General features: G+C 73.4%; 15 protein-coding genes. 6 read left to right on the top strand and 9 right to left on the bottom strand.

Going from position 1 to position 16,234, the window contains the following annotated elements:
- Positions 1–39: 39 nt before the first annotated feature.
- Genes R7226_RS03555 through R7226_RS03545 form a run of 3 tightly spaced genes read left to right on the top strand, consistent with a single transcriptional unit; the run spans position 40 to position 3,033 of the window.
- Positions 40–1,047 carry a dimethylarginine dimethylaminohydrolase family protein gene (locus R7226_RS03555; RefSeq protein ID WP_318595658.1) on the top strand — a complete coding sequence of 336 codons (1,008 nt, stop codon included), beginning with the start codon at positions 40–42 and terminating at the stop codon, positions 1,045–1,047.
- On the top strand, positions 1,031–2,341 hold the full coding sequence (locus tag R7226_RS03550; RefSeq protein ID WP_318595657.1) for a hydantoinase/carbamoylase family amidase: 1,311 nt from the start codon (positions 1,031–1,033) through the stop codon (positions 2,339–2,341). Before R7226_RS03555 ends, R7226_RS03550 begins: the two co-directional genes overlap by 17 nt.
- A complete protein-coding gene (locus tag R7226_RS03545) occupies positions 2,338–3,033 on the top strand; it encodes a TetR/AcrR family transcriptional regulator (RefSeq protein ID WP_318595656.1) in 696 nt (231 codons plus the stop codon). Before R7226_RS03550 ends, R7226_RS03545 begins: the two co-directional genes overlap by 4 nt.
- Before the next feature lie 285 nt (positions 3,034–3,318).
- Here R7226_RS03545 and R7226_RS03540 read toward each other — a convergent pair whose 3' ends face one another.
- Positions 3,319–3,945, bottom strand: coding sequence for a TetR/AcrR family transcriptional regulator (locus R7226_RS03540; protein WP_318595655.1), 627 nt, complete (start codon positions 3,943–3,945; stop codon positions 3,319–3,321).
- Between the two features lie 115 nt (positions 3,946–4,060).
- Between R7226_RS03540 and R7226_RS03535 the strand changes: the two genes are divergently transcribed.
- Together R7226_RS03535 and R7226_RS03530 are read left to right on the top strand one after the other, a co-directional pair.
- On the top strand, positions 4,061–4,975 hold the full coding sequence (locus R7226_RS03535; protein ID WP_318595654.1) for an alpha/beta hydrolase family protein: 915 nt from the start codon (positions 4,061–4,063) through the stop codon (positions 4,973–4,975).
- A 170-nt stretch (positions 4,976–5,145) separates the two neighbouring features.
- Complete coding sequence (locus tag R7226_RS03530; RefSeq protein WP_318595653.1) at positions 5,146–5,529, top strand: ATP-binding protein; 384 nt, start codon at positions 5,146–5,148, stop codon at positions 5,527–5,529.
- A gap of 3 nt (positions 5,530–5,532) precedes the next feature.
- Here the strand turns inward: R7226_RS03530 and R7226_RS03525 are convergent, their stop codons facing one another.
- Positions 5,533–5,679 (bottom strand): STAS domain-containing protein, encoded by a 147-nt coding sequence (locus R7226_RS03525; protein ID WP_318595652.1) that lies wholly within the window; start codon positions 5,677–5,679, stop codon positions 5,533–5,535.
- 166 nt (positions 5,680–5,845) lie between these two features.
- On the opposite strand from R7226_RS03525, the gene R7226_RS03520 reads away from it, so the two are divergent.
- Positions 5,846–6,583, top strand: a complete 738-nt coding sequence (locus R7226_RS03520; protein WP_318595651.1) for a hypothetical protein — start codon at positions 5,846–5,848, stop codon at positions 6,581–6,583.
- 63 nt (positions 6,584–6,646) lie between these two features.
- Here the strand turns inward: R7226_RS03520 and R7226_RS03515 are convergent, their stop codons facing one another.
- The 7 genes from R7226_RS03515 to gcvH all read right to left on the bottom strand — a co-directional run.
- Positions 6,647–9,499 carry a helix-turn-helix transcriptional regulator gene (locus R7226_RS03515; RefSeq protein WP_318595650.1) on the bottom strand — a complete coding sequence of 951 codons (2,853 nt, stop codon included), beginning with the start codon at positions 9,497–9,499 and terminating at the stop codon, positions 6,647–6,649.
- 190 nt (positions 9,500–9,689) lie between these two features.
- Entirely contained in the window at positions 9,690–10,406 is a 717-nt protein-coding gene (locus R7226_RS03510; protein ID WP_318595649.1) for a FadR/GntR family transcriptional regulator, read from the bottom strand.
- Positions 10,407–10,451: 45 nt separating this feature from the next.
- Entirely contained in the window at positions 10,452–11,693 is a 1,242-nt protein-coding gene (locus tag R7226_RS03505; protein WP_318595648.1) for a threonine ammonia-lyase, read from the bottom strand.
- A complete protein-coding gene (gcvPB, locus tag R7226_RS03500) occupies positions 11,690–13,189 on the bottom strand; it encodes an aminomethyl-transferring glycine dehydrogenase subunit GcvPB (RefSeq protein WP_318595647.1) in 1,500 nt (499 codons plus the stop codon). The genes R7226_RS03505 and gcvPB overlap by 4 nt, the downstream gene beginning before the upstream one ends.
- Positions 13,186–14,544 carry an aminomethyl-transferring glycine dehydrogenase subunit GcvPA gene (gene gcvPA / locus R7226_RS03495; protein ID WP_318595646.1) on the bottom strand — a complete coding sequence of 453 codons (1,359 nt, stop codon included), beginning with the start codon at positions 14,542–14,544 and terminating at the stop codon, positions 13,186–13,188. The genes gcvPB and gcvPA overlap by 4 nt, the downstream gene beginning before the upstream one ends.
- Positions 14,541–15,845, bottom strand: a complete 1,305-nt coding sequence (locus R7226_RS03490) for a serine hydroxymethyltransferase (RefSeq protein ID WP_318595645.1) — start codon at positions 15,843–15,845, stop codon at positions 14,541–14,543. Before R7226_RS03490 ends, gcvPA begins: the two co-directional genes overlap by 4 nt.
- A partial coding sequence (gene gcvH / locus R7226_RS03485; protein ID WP_318595644.1) for a glycine cleavage system protein GcvH occupies positions 15,842–16,234 on the bottom strand: 393 nt, incomplete at its 5' end. The genes gcvH and R7226_RS03490, both read right to left, overlap by 4 nt.

Raw genomic sequence — 16,234 nt, 5'->3', positions numbered from 1 at the left:
CCCTATCAATCGATCGGTGATTGGAACGAGCTCAGCCCCATGGACCACACCCTCGGCTACGCCGCGCTTCCCGCCGGCTACCACCAGCTGCTGACGCCTCCCGAGGCCGAGCCGCCGTTCGACGACGCCGGCGAACTGGCGGCTGTCTGGGGCGAGCGCTGGGGCGCCTCCGACGAGGTCGGACAGCTGCGCGAGGTGCTCGTCCGCACGCCCGGCGACGAGCTCGGCGCCGTCCGCGCCGACGCCTACCAGCCGTCGCTCGACGCGCTCGTCGACCCCGCCGGGGGCTGGTACTGGACCGGCGCCGAGCCGCCTTCGCTGTCACGCGTGCACGCGCAGCACCGCGGGCTCGTCGAGACGCTCGAGCGCGAGGGGGTGGTCGTGCACGCCGCCACGCCGCTGCACCCCCGCTACACGAAGTCGGTCTACGTGCGCGATCCGCTCGTGACGATCCGCGGCGGGGCGATCGTCGGCCGCCTCGCGCCGCGAATGCGCCGCGGCGAGGAGGCGGCGATCACGCGCGAGGTCGCCGCGCGCGGCCTTCCGATCCTCGGCACGATCGTCGGCAACGCGACGCTGGAAGGCGGCTCGTTCGCGAAGCTGCGCCCCGGCCTGGCCGCCTTCGGCACCTCCGTCCGCTGCAACGACGCCGGCGCCGCGCAGCTGCGCGAGCTGCTGGCGCGCTTCGGCTGGGAGCTGATCGTCGTGCCGCTGCCCGGCTTCGTCGTCCACCTCGACATCCACTTCGCGATGGTCGACGTCGACCGCGCGCTCGTGAACGCCGAAGGACTGCCCTACACGTTCCTCGACGACCTCAGGCGGCGCGGGATCGAGACGATCTGGGCCCATCCGCAGGAGCCGTGGGCACTCAACCTGCTGACGCTCTCCCCCGGTCGGGTGCTGACCTCCGAGAGCGCGCCGCGCACCGCAGAGCTGCTGGCCGCGCGCGGGATCGAGGTCGTCACGATCCCCTACGACGAGCTGCACAAGAACGGCGGCGGGATCCACTGCTCGACGATGGAGCTGCTGCGTGACGACGCCGCCTGAGCGCGACGCCGGCGCGGCGGGCCGGGCGGCACCGGCGGGCGACGCCGCGCCGCCCGCGCTCGCCGTCGACGGCGCGCGCGTCGTCTCCGACCTGCGCGAGCTGGCGCGGCTGACCGCCGACGAGCGCGGCGCCCAGCGCGTCGCGTGGAGCGAGCGGTGGGCCAGCGCGCGCGAATGGCTCGTGCGCGAGCTGGCGCCGTTGCCCGTCACCATCGAGCGTGACGAGGCCGGCAACCTGTGGGCGGAGCTGACGACGCCCGCCCGCCCCGGCGCCCCGGTGATCGCGCTCGGCAGCCACCTCGACTCGGTCCCGGACGGCGGCTGGCTCGACGGCGCGCTCGGCGTCGTCGCGGCGCTGGAGATCCTCCGTGCCGCCGCCCGCTCCGGCTGGGACCACGCAACGCTGCGACTGGTCGACTGGGCCGACGAGGAGGGCGCCCGCTTCGGTCACAGCCTGCTCGGCTCGTCCGCGGCGACCGGTCTGCTCGACGTCGAGGCGGCCGCCCTGCTGCGAGATCGCGACGGCGTCGCGCTGCCCGACGCGCTCGCCGCCCACGGCGTCACGCTCGCCGACGCCCCCGCGGCCCGCGCCCGCCTGCTCGACCTCGACGCGCTGCTGGAGCTGCACATCGAGCAGGGCCCGGTGCTGGAGGAGTCCGGCGCGCCGCTGGCGGCGCCGAGCGGCGCGGTCGCGATCGCCCGGTTGCGGCTCGTCTTCGACGGCCGCGCCGGCCACGCCGGCACGACGCCGATGGCGCTGCGCGCCGACGCCGGTCTCGCCGCCGCGCGCGCGGCGCTTGCGGCCCGCAGGCTGGCCGTGGAGGCCGGCGGCCTGGCGACGAGCGGCGCGCTGCGCTTGGAACCTGGGATCGCGACCGCCGTCGCCGGCCACGCCGAGCTGCTGCTCGACCTGCGCCACGAGCGCGACGACGCGCTCGCCGCGCTCGGCGACGCGATCGCGGCTGCGGTCGCGGAGATCGCCGCCGAGGAGCATGTCGCAGCGCGGATCGCACCCGTCTGGTCCTCCCCCGCCGTCGCCTTCGACCCGCCGCTGGTCGCGGCCGCGCGCGAGGCCGCGATCGCCGCCAATCGCAGCGCTGGCGCACCCGCACTCGTCTCGGGCGCGCTCCACGACGCCGTCGCGGTGGCGCGCAGCGGCGTGCCGACGGCGATGATGTTCGTCCGCAGCGTCGGCGGGATCAGCCACAATCCCGCCGAGGATTCGAGCGAACGGGACCTGGAGCTGGCCGTGGGGGCATTCGCAGCGACGATCGAACGAGCAGCGCGCCGATGACGACTGCCCGCACACCGTCGGTCGGCGCGGGCGGGAACGGCGACGGCGACTGGGCCGGCCTGTCGACGCGCGAGCGCATCCTGCGCGCCGCCTCGACGCTGTTCGCGACCAGAGGCTACGGCGGCACCTCCACGCGTGAGATCGCGACGCTGGTCGACATCCGCCAGCCCTCTCTCTTCCACCACTTCCCTTCGAAGGCGAGCATCGCCGAGGCGCTGCTCGACCACTCGCTCGGCCGCGTGGCCGAGCCGGTCGCGCAGCTGGCCCGCGACGGCGGCTCGGCGGCCGCCCGCCTCTACGGCTACGTCTACTTCGACACTCGCTTCCTCGCGACCTCGCCGTACGACCTCGCCGGCCTCTACTCCGACGACATCCTCAACGCGCCCGAGCTGGCCGACTGGCGCCGGCGGCTCGACACGCTCCACGACGCGATCGCAGACCTGGTCCGCCAGGGCATCGACGGCGGCGAGTTCGTGCCGATCGACCCCGACTTCGCCCAGCGGGTGATCTCCGGGCTGAACCTGATCACGATCAGCATGCACCACGGCCAGAGCGCCGCCTGGGCCGCTCAGTTCGCCGACGACGTCGCGACCTTCGCGCTCCGCGGCCTGATCGCCGCGCTGTCAGACCTTCCCCGCGCACGCCGCGACGGCGCCGCCATCGCCGATCGCCTCGGGCACGCGACTGTCTAGTCTCCGCAGCGAAGATCGCACCCGCTGCCGGGACCGCGCACCGGATGGCAGCCACGCGGGGGTACCAAACGAGCCGGGTACCGCAAGCCCCGCCAAGGCCGCGCCGGTCAGACTCCTCTTCGGTGGTTCCGCGGTGTGCCGGGAGCATCCGCGAACGCCCTGGAACGGGCTGATGTACACGTGGTGTACACGGCCCTGGTGCGTCATGAGCTCCAGCACTTCCGGCCTCCGCGAGGGCTTCCCCGCCCACGAACTGCTCGCACAGATCGACGAGCGCATCGACGGTCAGGGCCGCGACCACGTCTCGGGGAGGGTGCCCGGCGCGTCGCTTGACCGGCGCAGCCCGGTGACGAGGAGGTTCGCGAGGCGGCGCGGGTCGTAGCCGGGGTGGTCGCCGCCGGCGCAGAGGCCGCCGATCGCGCGCATCAGCTCGTAGGGAGCCTGACCGGGGACGATCTCGCCCGCGTCGACCGCCGCGTCGAGCAGCTGCTGGCAGACCGGCACGAGGCGGTCGACGAAGTAGGAGTGCAGGGGGTCGTAGCAGGGGTCGTCGGACTGCAGCACGGCGGCGAGCCCCTGCTTGGTGACGACGAAGTCGACGAAGCTATCGATCCAGCGGCTGAGCGCGGCGTGCGGCGTCGCGCTGTCGACCAGCAGCTCGGGCGCGGCCTCGGCGAGGCGCTCGACCTGGTGGCGGTAGACGGCGACGATCAGATCCGCCCGCGTCGGGAAGTGGCGGTAGATCGTGGCCGTCCCCACCCCCGCCTTGGCGGCGATCTCGCGCACCGGCGCCTCCACGCCTGAGGAGATGAAGACGGCTGCAGCGGCCTCCAGCAGCGCCTCCTGGTTGCGGCGCGCGTCGGCCCGCTTGGGCCGGGTCCCGCTCTCCGCGTCTCGTTCCGTGGCGCTCACCGCGCTCCTTCATCGGCCTCGTTGACAAAACGGAACAACGTCCCATATCGTGAAACGGGACGCTGTTCCACTTCGCCCATGATGGCAGATGCATGGGCCTGCGAAGGAATCCTCCATGACCGACCGCTCCCCCGCCCCGATCGTCTCCGTCAAGCCGCTCGTGCTTGACGCCCCCGGCCGCGGCACCGATCTCCACGTGCGCGTCTCCGCGCCCGTCGTCGGCGACGCCCTGCCGATCCTCGTCTTCTCGCACGGCTTCGGCTGGTCGCTGGACGGCTACGCCCCGCTGACCGACCACTGGGCCGCGCACGGCTTCGTCGTGATCCAGCCGACCTACCTCGACTCGCGACGGCTGGCGATCCCCGCCGACGATCCGCGCACGCCGACGATCTGGCGCCAGCGCGTCCAGGACGTCAAACACGCGATCGACCAGCTCGACCGCGTCGAAGCAGCCGTCCCGGGCCTCCAGGGCCGGCTCGACCGCAGCCGCATCGTCGCGGCCGGGCACTCGTTCGGCTCCCAGACGACGGCCGTGCTGCTCGGCGCCCGCGTCCTCGACGCCGACGGCACCCCGGGCGAGGACCTGTCGGACCCGCGTGTGCAGGCGGGGGTCCTGCTCGCCCCGGCCGGCACCGGCGGCGACGACCTGACGCCCTTCGCCGCCGAGCACTTCCCCTTCATGAACCCCAGCTTCGAGACGCTCACGACGCGGGCGCTCGTCGTCGTCGGCGACCACGACGACTCCCCGCTGACCGTCCGCGGCCCCGACTGGATGACCGACCCGTACACCCTGAGCCCCGGCGCCGACGCCCTGCTCACGCTGTTCGACGGGGAGCACTCGCTCGGCGGCATCTCCGGCTACGAGGTCGCCGAGACGACCGACGAGAGCCCTGAGCGCGTCGCCTTCCTGCGGCACCACGTGCTGGCCTACCTGCGCAGCGCGCTCGACCCCGAGGACGCGAGCTGGCCCGACGCGCGCTCCGCGCTGACCGCCAACCCCAGCCCGCTCGGCCGCATCGACACGCAGTGACGCCCGCGACGTAACGCGGTCGTGACGGCGACCGCAACGGCGACGAGCATCCATCAGACCTTCCGTTTGTTCGCGGACCGGCCCCCACAGCGTGGCATCGAGCTTCTCGGGGTAGCGGATGATCAAGGAGCACGGCTCGCGCAGTCCCCCGTCAAGCGATGCCGTCGAGCATGATCATGGAGCTTGTCGCGACAGCTGACGCGCCGGCGCAAGCGCGGGCAGCCGTGAACGCCTCGTTGAGGGGCGACCCACGCGCCGACGCTGCCTTGCTGGCGACGTCGGAGGTTGTCACCAACGCACTCCTCCATGGCCGACTCAGCCGCGAGGACGTGATCGAGCTGCGGCTGAGCGATGACGGTGATCGCCTTCGCGTCGAGGTGCTCAATCGAGCTGCGATCGGGTTCTCGCTCGACGAGGCCACGGCGCTGCATGACGGCGCTGCGGTTGAGAACAGCTCCGTCGGCGGTTGGGGGCTGGACATCGTCGGCGCGGTCAGCTCGCGCTGGGGCGTTCAGCGCGACGGCGGACGGACGCTGGTCTGGTTCGAGGTCTAACCGCTATACCTCGAACGGCAGCAGCTGCTCGAACCGCGTCAGCCCGAACACGCGCTGCACGGGCGGACAGCCGCGCACGATCACGAACTCGCGGTCCTCTTCGCGACAGCGGTCGCGCCCGACGAGACGGATCCGACAGCCGCTCGCCATGCCGATCCTCCTGACGAGTCCAACGAAGGGTCGCCGAAACCATGGAGCCGCCGCGCTCTCAGGGTCGACTTAAGGGTCGGATCCCCGTAGCGCGCCCACACCGCTGCGGCCGATAGTGGCGGCGATGAACGTCTGCTCCATCCCCCAACCGTCAGCAGGTGCGCACATGCCCCTCCATTCACGTCTGTCGTGCGGCGTCGGGGTCGTCGCGGCGGCCGCGGCCCTGCTCGCCGGAGCGCCAGCCGCGTTCGCGACCAGAGCGACCGTCAACGCAAAGGCCATGCCGCAGAACGCCGCGCCCGGCACTCCCCTCACGCTTGCCGTCAGCGCGTCGCTGTCGCCCGACCTGCCGGACCAGTCGATGACCCTCGCAGCGGCCGACGTGCGCTTCCCCGACCACGTGACGCTCAACAGACGGCTCTTCCCCGTCTGCCGCGCCGCGACGATCAACGCCGCACGCGGGAGCTTCGCGGGCTGTCCGGCCGGGTCGCGGATCGGCGCCGGCTCGTTCCGCGCCGACGTGCCGGCCGCCGACGTCTTCAACGTGCCGGGCAGAATCACGATCTTCAACGGCGGCGACGGGGTGGTCACCGTGCACGCGTTCGCGGAGAACCCGGTGCTCGTCAGCGAGGCGTTCGAGTGCCGGCTCGTGAGAACGAGCGGCAGATTCGGCTACAGACTGAACATCGAAGTCCCGTACAGACTGCAGGAGATCTCCGAGGGCTGGTTCGTCGAGCTGCGGACGCTCAACTTCACCGTCGGCGCGAAGACCAAGGTCAGAGGCAGAACGCGAGGCTTGATAGAGGTCGAGAGATGGACTGACAACGTGCCGTTCGCAGTCACCTTCAGCTTCCTGAGAGAGAGCGCACCGGTGACGGTGAATCGGCTCCTCGACTGGAAGTGAAGACCGGCGTCGCGTCCGTGAATTCCCCCACACGGGCGCGACGCCCCGCGCGAGCGGGCGGCGTCAGTCGATGTCGGCGAACGCCGCTGTCTGCTGCGCGGGCTCGCCGAGGGCCGCCGGCAGTTGCCGGCGCGAGCGGATTCCGAGCTTGTCGTAGACGGAGCTGAGGTGCGTCTCGATCGTCTTGACGGTCAGGAAGCGCGTCTGGGCGATCTGGCGGTTCGTCATCCCGCCCGCGGCAAGCTCGGCGACGCGGCGCTCGCTCGGGGTGAGTGACTCGACGCCGATCGGCGTGTAGCGGCGCACCTTCTCGCCCGTGGCCGCCAGCTCGTCGTGCGCGCGACGGGCAAGGCCCGCGGCGCCGCAGCGGCGCGCCAGCTCGAGTGCGTCGCGCAGCGGCGGCCGCGCGTCCGCGCGTCGCCTCGCTCGGCGCAGAGCCGCGCCGAGGTCGGTCAGCGCCTCCGCTCGAACGAGTCGTGCGGTCGACCGTTCGAGCACCGTGACCGCCTCCTCGAGCGCCGCGATCCGGGCGCCGTCGTCGAGCGTCGCCGCCCGCGCGCGCAGCGCGGAGGAGACGAGCGGCGCAGCGCCCCACCGCCGCGCCCGCGTGAGCGCGGCGTCGGCCAGTGTCCGCGCGCGCTCGCGGTCGTCGAGCGCCGCGGCGACGTGCGCGACGCAGAGGTAGACCGGCGGCGCGGGCACGCCGATCACCCCCCAGCCGACCGCGAACTGCTCCAGCGTCGCGAAGTCGGCGGCGGCCTCCTCGAACCGCCCCTGCGCGAAGCGGAGCTGCCCGCGCGCGAACAGCCACAGCACGAGCACGAAGGGGTTCGGCATGCCGTCGCTGAGGCCGCTGGCGTCGATCTCGGTCTCGGCCGCCGCAAGCTCCCCGCGCGCGACGAGCAGCGTGGTGAGCGTCGCCCGCAGCGGCAGCTCGGCGTACCGCAGCTTGCCCAGGCGCGCGACCTCGAGCGCCTGACGCACGTCCGCGTCGGCCGCCGGAAGGTCACCGCGAGCCCACGCGACCCCGGAGCTCATCCACCACGAGGCGACCAGCTCAGGCGTCGCGCCGCGCTGCCGCGCCATCGCGAGCGCCCGTCTGACGGCGCGGTCGGCCAGCCGCACCTCGTCGGCGAGCAGCAGCGCGAGGACCGGTCGGCCGGGAGAAAAGAACTCCGGCTGCTCGACGAAGATGCGGCCGTTGTGGGCGAGTGCGCGCCGGGCCGCCTCTGTCGCGTCGGCGGCGGTCCCGTCGAACGCATGCCATTCGGACTGGTAGGCGGCCAGCAGGCGCCCGCACGGGCTGTCGGACGCGATCCCGGCGACGTACCGCGCCAGCTGCGCTCGCGTGGCGGGCAGCGTGCGCGGCTTGACCAAGCTCAGCTGCGCCTCCAGTCGGAACGCGTGCTCGACGTCGCCATGCGCGTCCGCGACCTCGATCGCGCGTTCCAGCAACGGTGCCGCACCCTCGACGCGACCGTTGAGGGTCATCCACACGCTGACCTTGATCGCCCACCGCGACCGCAGGCTCGGATCGCGTTCCATCTCCGCCAGCACCTCGGGGAGCAGTGTCTCGAACAGCGTCCGGTCGGGCGCGCGAATGCTCGCGAGCATGAGCGAGCTGAGGATCACGGCGCGCAGATCCTCCGGTGCCGGTTCGTTCAGCGCCCGCATCAGATAGGCGTTCGCCGAACGCGGCGCACCACTCGAGAGCGCGGTCCTGCCCGCCTCCAGCAACGTCTCGGCCGTCGCGCGCGCGCCGCGCGCCTCCGTCGCGGCCAGGTGCGCCGCGAGCTGCTGCGCGCTCGCACCGCGTGCGCGCAGCAGCTCCACCGCGCGCACGTGCGCCGCCGCACGCTCGCCGGCCGGCAGCTCGACGTCGAGCGCCGTTCGCACCAGCGGGTGAACGAACCGGAGCGTCGCGTCCCTGTCGAGGATCACCGCGGCACGCAGCTCGTCGGCCGCGCGCGCCGCCGACACCTCGTCGAGCCCGGCCAACTCGGCCGCGAGGGGACCGTCGGCGCCGTCGCCGAGCACCACGACGGCGCGCGCGACCGCCTGGGCCTCGCGAGAGAGCCGCTCGAGGCGCACGAGCACGGTCCGCGTGACACGCTCCGGCGCGAGCTCGCGCACACGCGACGCCGGCGCAACGGCAGGATCGATCCGCTCGGCCGCGATCGTTCGCGCCAGCTCGCCCAACAGAAAGGGATTGCCGCCGCTGACCTCGTGACAGGCCGCGGCGAACGCCTCCTCCGGCTGCTGCTCCAACTCGGCGGCGAGCAGCGCCGTCGTGGCGCGCGGGCTGAGCGGACGCGGCATCAGGCGCCGCGCCAGCGAGTCGGTCGCGATCCGCGCGAGACCGCGCTCGGCCCCGGGCTCGTCGCGACGACACGCGACGACGAGCAGCAGCGGCAGCTCCTCGAGCCGCGGCAGCAGGAACCCGAGGAAGTCGAGCGACGCCGCATCGGACCAATGCGCGTCGTCGACCGCGAGCAGCAGCGGCCGCTGCTCGGCGAACGCGGCGGTCAGCCAGTAGAGGCCGTGCAGGACGGCGAAGGCGTCGGCCGGCTCCGCCGGTGGCGCGTCGGGGTCGGTCGTCTCGACCGCGCTGCGCGCCGATCCGGCGGCGCCTTCGAACAGCGCCTCGCGCACCGGCGCTGCGAGTGCCGCGAGCGGCGGCTCGAACAGTTGGCGCGCGAGCGCGAACGGGAAGTCGCGCTCCAGCTCCGTCGCGCGCGCGGCAAGCACCTGCATGCCCGCCGCACGGCCACGGTCGCGCGCGGCAAGCAGCAGGCGCGTCTTGCCGAGCCCGGCGGCCGCCTCGACCACCGCGAGACGCCCAGCGCCAGCAGATGCGTCCGCGACCATCGCGTCGAGCTCGGCGAGCTCCCGCTCACGCTCGAACAGCCCACTCATCCCGTGTCGGATCGAGGGTGCTGGCCCCGAGCGAGCCGCGCACGGCCTGGAGATTCGTGCCACACGAGAGCAGCGTGCCATGAACCGGTCGATTGACGCGCAGGTCGTGACCGCCCGCGTATCCCCATCGGTGCGGAAACGGCCGACGCCCCTCAGCCCACCGCCCCACCGCCCCACCGGGCACGTGGAGCTAGCGTCTCTGCACGACGCCGGAGCGCTCGGCGACGCGCTGGCCGGAGGTCATCACGTGCTGGCGCATCGCCTCGGCGGCGGCGGCCTCGTCGCCGCGTGCGATCGCGGCGAGGATCTCACGATGGCCGGCGAGCGAGACGTCCGGCCGACCGGCGAGCGTCAGTGACGCGGCGGAGGTGCGGTCGAAGACGCCCAGCAGCTGCTCGGTCAGCTGCTGCAGCAACGGGTTGTGGGCGGCGACCGCGAGCGCCGCGTGGAAGGCGCGGTCGCCGTCGATGCCGTCGTCGCCGGCGGCGATCGAGCGCTCCATCTGCTCCAGCGCCGCGCCCATCGCGGCGCGATCGGCGGCGCTGCTGCGGCGTGCGGCGAGACGGGCCGCCTGCACTTCGATCGCCTCGCGCACCTCCCAGATCATCGGGTGGTCGCCCTCGCTGTCGACGATCTCCGACGCCAGCGTCGGCACGATCGCGCCAGGCTGCTCCAGCAGGAAGACGCCGTCGCCGTGCTTGATCTCGACCAGTCCCTGCACGCGCAGCGCTGTCAGCGCCTGACGCACCGAGGTGCGGCTGACGCCGAGCTGCTCGGCGAGGTCGCGCTCGGAGATCAGGCGGTCGCCCGGCTTCAGCCCCTGCGTCTCGATGTAGCCGCGCAGTCGCTCCGCGACCTGCTCGTAGAGCGGGCTGCGCGGGATCGGCGTGAGACCTGGCTGGGACATGCGCTTGCGGCGAGTCTAGACCAGCCCTCCGCCGGGACAGTCTCCTCAGCCGCGCACGGAGACGTCGTAGCCGGCGGCGCGCAGCGCGGCGAGCACGTCGCCGAGATGGTCGGCGCCGCGCGTCTCCAGCGTCAGCCCGACGCCGGTCTCGCGGATCCTCAGCTCGACGCCGTCGCGCACGTGGTCGACGTCGATCACGTTCGCGTCCGCGGCGGCGACCGCGTCGAGCAGGCCGGCGATCCCGCCGGGCCGATCGGAGACCCGTGTGAAGAGCCGAGCGCGCCGGCCGACCCGGGTCTCCTGGCGCGCGGCGATCGCCGCGAGCAGGCTGACGTCGACGTTGCCGCCGGAGAGGATCGCGACCGTCGTGCCGCGCGCGGCCGGCCGTGCGACGCCGGAGAGCAGCGCGGCCAGTGCCGCGGCCCCCGCCCCTTCGACCAGCAGCTTGGAGCGTTCGAGCAGCAGCACCATCGCCTCGGCGATCGCCTCCTCCTCGACGCTGCAGAGATCGTCCAGCAGACGGTTCAGCAGCGGCAGCGTGACGGCCCCGGGACGCTTGACCGCGATCCCGTCGGCGATCGTGGTTCCGGCCGCGACCGCTCTTCCAGGCGCAGCGCCCGCCCCCGCGAACGCGGCGACGAACGGCGCGCAGGCCGACGCCTGCACGCCGATCAGCTCGACCCCCGGCAGCGCCTGGCGCAGCGCGAGCGCGACGCCGCTCGCCAGCCCTCCGCCGCCGACCGGGATCAGCACGCGCCGCAGCTCGTCGACCTCGCCGGCCAGCTCGACTCCGACGCCGGCCTGCCCGGCGATCACGTCGTCGTCGTCGAACGGATGGACGAAGGTCATCCCCGCCTCGTCGGCGCGCTCGCGCGCGAGCGCCACGCAGTCGTCGACCGACGCGCCCCGCTGCTGCACGACCGCGCCGAACGCGCGCACGGCGTCGAGCTTGGAGACCGCCGCGCCGACCGGCATGAAGACCTCGCAGGCGAGGCCGTAGCGCCGCGCGGCGTAGGCGAGCGACTGCGCGTGGTTGCCGGCCGAGCCGGCGACCACTCCGCGGCTGCGGTCGACGCCGCGCAGCTTCGCCAGCGCGCCGCGCAGCTTGAAGGAGCCGGTGCGCTGGAGGCACTCGGCCTTCAGCGCGACCGCGCCGCCGACCCGCTCGGAGATGCTCGCCGAGCTGAGCACCGCCGTGCGCCGCGCGATCTGCGCCGAGGCGGCGTGGACCTCCACCAGGCGCTCCCAGCGGTGCGCAGCGTCGACGTCCACGCCGGTCGCGGTCATGCCGACGCCCCGAGCGGCTGCCGGATCACCGGCCTCTTCGCCGCGGCGGCCTCGTCGAGGCGGCGGACCGGTGTCGTGTGCGGCGCGTTGCGGGCGATCTCGGGATCGTCGGCGGCCTCGCGCAGGATCTCGGCGACCGCGTCGGCGAAGTGGTCGAGCGTCTCCTTCGTCTCGGTCTCCGTCGGTTCGATCAGCAGCGCCTCGTCGACGAGCAGCGGGAAGTAGACCGTCGGCGGGTGGACGCCGTGGTCGAGCAGGCGCTTGGCGAGGTCGAGCGTTCTGATCCCCAGCTCGCGCTTCATCGGCGCCCCCGACAGCACGAACTCGTGCATGCAGAGCCTGCCGTAGGCGAGCGGCAGCAGGTCGGTCACGCCGAGCGCGCGCAGCCGCGCCAGCAGGTAGTTGGCGTTCAGGACCGCGACCTCCGAGGCCTCTCTCAGCCCCTCGGCCCCGAGCGAGCGGATGTAGGCGTAGGAGCGCACGAAGACGCCGTAGTTGCCCTGAAAGCCGCGCAGCTTGCCGATCGATCTCGGCACGTCGTGCTCGAGGTCGAAGGAGCCGTCGTCGCGGCGAACGATCAGCGGCGTCGGCAGGTACGGCGCGATCCGCTCGCTCACCGCGATCGGGCCGGCGCCCGGGCCGCCGCCGCCATGCGGCTGCGTGAACGACTTGTGCAGGTTGAAATGGACGATGTCGAAGCCCATGTCGCCCGGCCGCGTGACGCCCATGATCGCGTTGAGGTTCGCGCCGTCGTAGTAGAGCGTCGCCCCCACCCCGTGGACGATCCTCGCGATCTCCTCGATGTTGGCGTCGAACACGCCGAGCGTGTTCGGGTTCGTCAGCATCAGGCAAGCAACAGACGAGTCGGCCTTCGCGCGCAGATCGTCGACGTCGACCCCGCCGTCGGCGTTCGTCGCCACCTTCACGACGGTCAGCCCGGCCATCGTGACCGTCGCCGGATTCGTGCCGTGCGCGGTGTCGGGCGTCAGCACCTTCGTGCGCTGCTCCCCGCGCTCCTCGTGGTAGGCGCGGGTCAGCAGCAGGCCGGCCAGCTCGCCATGCGACCCGGCGCTCGGCTGCAGCGAGACGTGCGGCAGCCCGCTGATCTCGCCGAGCGCCTCCTGGAGGCCGTGCATCAACTCCAGCGCCCCCTGCGCCCGCGCCGGCGCCTGCAACGGGTGCAGCCGCGCGTTGCCCGGCAGCGCCGCGGCCCGCTCGTGCACGCGCGGGTTGTGCTTCATCGTGCACGAGCCGAGCGGATAGAAGCCGCTGTCGAGGTCGAAGTTGCGCTTCGACAGGCGCACGTAGTGGCGCACCAGCTCCGGCTCGGAGACCTCCGGCAGCCGCGGCGCAACCGCGCGGCGGAAGCGCTCCGGCAGCGCGCCGGCCGGCGGCGCGGGCACGTCGAGCGGCGGCGGCGCGAAGGCGCGCCGGCCGGGCGCGCCGCGCTCGAAGATCGTCCGCAGCGGCTGCGGGTCGATCGCGTGCGCGCTCATGCCGCCACCTCCGTCGACTCGGCGGCCACGGCTCGGCCGAGCGCCTCGGCGAGCCGGTCGATGTCCGCCCGCGTGCGCTGCTCGGTGATCGCCACCAGCAGCCCGTTCTCCTCCGGCAGCGCCAGCCCCGGGTTGACGCCCTCCGCGACGCACCGCTCGATCACCGCCTCGACCGGCGCGTCGAGCACGAGCGCGAACTCGCGCACGACCGGCTGCGCGTGCAGCGCCCGCACGCCCGGAAGCGCCGTCAGCGTCTCGCGCGCGTAGTGCGTGCGCGCGAGCAGCAGCTCGCCCAGCTCGACCAGCCCGCGCCGTCCCAGCCACGACAGGTAGACGACGCCGCCGAGCGCGTTGAGCGCCTGCGAGGTGCAGATGTTGGAGGTCGCCTTCTCGCGGCGGATGTGCTGCTCGCGCGTCTGCAGCGTCAGCACGAAGCCGCGCCGACCCTCGGCGTCGACCGTCTCGCCCGCGATCCGGCCGGGCATGCGGCGGATGTGCTCCTGCGTCGCGGCGAAGAAGCCGAACGACGGCCCGCCGAAGTCGAGCCGGTTGCCGAGCGGCTGCCCCTCGCCGACGCAGACGTCGACGCCGCAGTCGCCGGGCGGCGTCACGATCCCGAGCGTGATCGCGTCGTAGGAGGCGATCACGACCGGCCCGTCGTCGGCCGCGCCGACCTCCGCCAGCGCGGCCGCGTCCTCGACCGCCCCGTAGAAGTTCGGATTCTGGAACAGCACCGCGCAGGTCTCGCCGTCCGTCGCCGCGCGCCACGCGTCGAGGTCGGTGACGCCGTCGCGCAACGGCACCTCGACGACCTCCGCGCCGAAGCCGCGCGCGTAGGTGCGCAGCGTCGCGCGCGCGTCCGGGTGGACCCCCGCGGAGACGACGTAGCGCCGCCGTCCGTTGGCGAGCTTGGCGAGGTAGGCCGCGCTCGCGAGCGCGCTCGGCCCGTCGTAGACCGAGGCGTTGGCGACCGGCAGCGCCGTCAGCTCCGAGATCGCCGTCTGGTACTCGAACATCACCTGCAGCCCGCCCTGGGAGACCTCGGGCTGGTAGGGCGTGTACGGCGTCAGGAACTCCGAGCGAGACATCAGCATGTCGATCAACGCGGGGACGTAGTGGTCGTACATCCCGCCGCCCAGGAACGACAGCTCGTCCTCGGTGCTGACGTTGCGGGCCGCCAGCTCGCGCAGGTGGGCGAAGACCTCCTGCTCGCCCAGCCCCGCCGGCAGGTCGAGCGGGCGGTCGAGCCGCAGCGCCGGCGGGATCGCGGCGAACAGGTCGTCGAGCTCCGGCACGCCGATCGTCGCGAGCATCGCGTCGCGATCGGCGGTCGTCGCGGCCGTGTACATCGTCATCGGGCACCTGCGATCGTCGTGCGGGCGAGGTCGGGATAGAGCGGGTGCCGCTCGGCGAGCGCGCGGCAGCGGTCGCGCAGCCGCTCGCGCTCGGCGTCGAAGCGGGGGCCGAGCGCGATCGCGATCGTCTCCCCCAGCGCCTCGAACTCCTCGACGGCGAAGCCGCGCGTCGCCAGCGCCGAGGTGCCGAGCCGGACGCCGGAGGCGACCATCGGCGGGCGCGGGTCGAACGGGACCGCGTTGCGGTTGGCGGTGATCCCGATCTGCTCCAGCCGCCGCTCGGCGTCTCTGCCGTCCAGCGGCGAGTCGCGCAGGTCGGCGACGACGAGGTGGACGTCGGTCCCGCCCGACCAGACGCCGACGTCGCCGGCCTCGGTCAGCGCCGCCGCGATCGCCTTGGCGCCGAGCACCGTGCGCAGCTGACGGTCGCGGAACTGCGGCGAGGCGGCGATCTTCAGCGCGACCGCCTTCGCCGCGACGACGTGCTCCAGCGGCCCGCCCTGCTGGCCCGGGAAGACGGCCGAGTCGATCGCTCTCGCGTGCTCGGCGCGGCAGAGGATCATGCCGCCGCGCGCGCCGCCGAGCGTCTTGTGGATCGTCGTCGTGACGACGTCGGCGAACGGCACCGGGTTGGGGTGCAGGTCGGCCGCGACGAGCCCGGCGAAGTGCGCCATGTCGACCATCAGCAGCGCGCCGACCTCGTCGGCGATCGCGCGGAAGGCGGCGAGGTCGAGCTTGCGCGGATAGGCCGACCAGCCGGCGACGATCAGCCGCGGCCGCGTCGCGCGCGCGATCTCGGCGACCCGCTCCATGTCGAGCAGGCCGCTGTCGCGCTCGACGCCGTAGGGGACGACGTCGTAGAGCCGGCCCGAGAGGTTGAGCCGCATCCCGTGCGTCAGGTGGCCGCCGTGGTCGAGCGCCAGGCCCATGATCCGGTCGCCCGCTCTCAGCAGCGCGTGGTAGGCGGCGGCGTTCGCCTGCGCGCCGGAGTGCGGCTGCACGTTGACGTGGTCGCTGCCGAAGAGCGCCTTGGCGCGGTCGATCGCGAGCTGCTCGGCGACGTCGACGTGCTCGCAGCCGCCGTAGTAGCGGCGGCCGGGATAGCCCTCGGCGTACTTGTTGGTGAGGACCGAGCCCTGGCAGTCGAGCACCGCGCGCGGGACGAAGTTCTCGGAGGCGATCATCTCCAGCGTCGTCTGCTGGCGCAGCAGCTCGTCGCGCAGCACGGCCGCGATCTCGGGGTCGACGTCGGCGACGGGCAGGTCGAAGAAGCCGTCGGGGAGCGACGCGACGGCGGTCATCTCAGCAGCTCGCGGTAGGCGGCGACGTCGAGCAGCGCCGCGGCCTCGGCCGGGTCCGACAGCCGCACCTTCACCAGCCAGCCGCCGTCGTAGGGCGCGTCGTTGACGACGCCCGGCTCGTCCGAGAGCGCCGGGTTGACCTCGACGACCTCGCCGCTGAGCGGCGCGACCACGTCGGAGACGGCCTTGACCGACTCCAGCTCCGCGTACGGCTCGTCCTTGGCGATCGTCTTGCCGACGTCGGGACCGTCGTAGAAGACCAGCTCGCCGAGCGCGTCCTGCGCGAACCACGTGATCCCGAACGTCGCGATCTCGCCGTCGATCCGCGCCCAGTCGTGCTCGGGGTGGTAGAGCAGGTCCTCGGGATAGCTCGCGTCGGCCATTAGTTC

The sequence above is a fragment of the Conexibacter stalactiti genome, from assembly GCF_033542075.1.
Taxonomy (GTDB): Bacteria; Actinomycetota; Thermoleophilia; order Solirubrobacterales; family Solirubrobacteraceae; genus Conexibacter; species Conexibacter stalactiti.
The sequence above is the reverse complement of the archived record's forward strand: the minus strand, read 5'-3'. Positions and strand labels throughout refer to the sequence as shown.

What these genes read in the sequence shown, in the direction of transcription:
- R7226_RS03555 (WP_318595658.1), top strand. Translation starts at nt 40, where the DNA reads ATGGACCACACCCTCGGCTACGCCGCGCTTCCCGCCGGCTACCACCAG.
- R7226_RS03545 (WP_318595656.1), top strand. Translation starts at nt 2,338, where the DNA reads ATGACGACTGCCCGCACACCGTCGGTCGGCGCGGGCGGGAACGGCGAC.
- R7226_RS03535 (WP_318595654.1), top strand. Translation starts at nt 4,061, where the DNA reads ATGACCGACCGCTCCCCCGCCCCGATCGTCTCCGTCAAGCCGCTCGTG.
- R7226_RS03530 (WP_318595653.1), top strand. Translation starts at nt 5,146, where the DNA reads ATGATCATGGAGCTTGTCGCGACAGCTGACGCGCCGGCGCAAGCGCGG.
- R7226_RS03525 (WP_318595652.1), bottom strand. Translation starts at nt 5,679, where the DNA reads ATGGCGAGCGGCTGTCGGATCCGTCTCGTCGGGCGCGACCGCTGTCGC.
- R7226_RS03520 (WP_318595651.1), top strand. Translation starts at nt 5,846, where the DNA reads ATGCCCCTCCATTCACGTCTGTCGTGCGGCGTCGGGGTCGTCGCGGCG.
- R7226_RS03515 (WP_318595650.1), bottom strand. Translation starts at nt 9,499, where the DNA reads ATGAGTGGGCTGTTCGAGCGTGAGCGGGAGCTCGCCGAGCTCGACGCG.
- R7226_RS03510 (WP_318595649.1), bottom strand. Translation starts at nt 10,406, where the DNA reads ATGTCCCAGCCAGGTCTCACGCCGATCCCGCGCAGCCCGCTCTACGAG.
- R7226_RS03505 (WP_318595648.1), bottom strand. Translation starts at nt 11,693, where the DNA reads ATGACCGCGACCGGCGTGGACGTCGACGCTGCGCACCGCTGGGAGCGC.
- gcvPB (WP_318595647.1), bottom strand. Translation starts at nt 13,189, where the DNA reads ATGAGCGCGCACGCGATCGACCCGCAGCCGCTGCGGACGATCTTCGAG.
- gcvPA (WP_318595646.1), bottom strand. Translation starts at nt 14,544, where the DNA reads ATGACGATGTACACGGCCGCGACGACCGCCGATCGCGACGCGATGCTC.
- R7226_RS03490 (WP_318595645.1), bottom strand. Translation starts at nt 15,845, where the DNA reads ATGACCGCCGTCGCGTCGCTCCCCGACGGCTTCTTCGACCTGCCCGTC.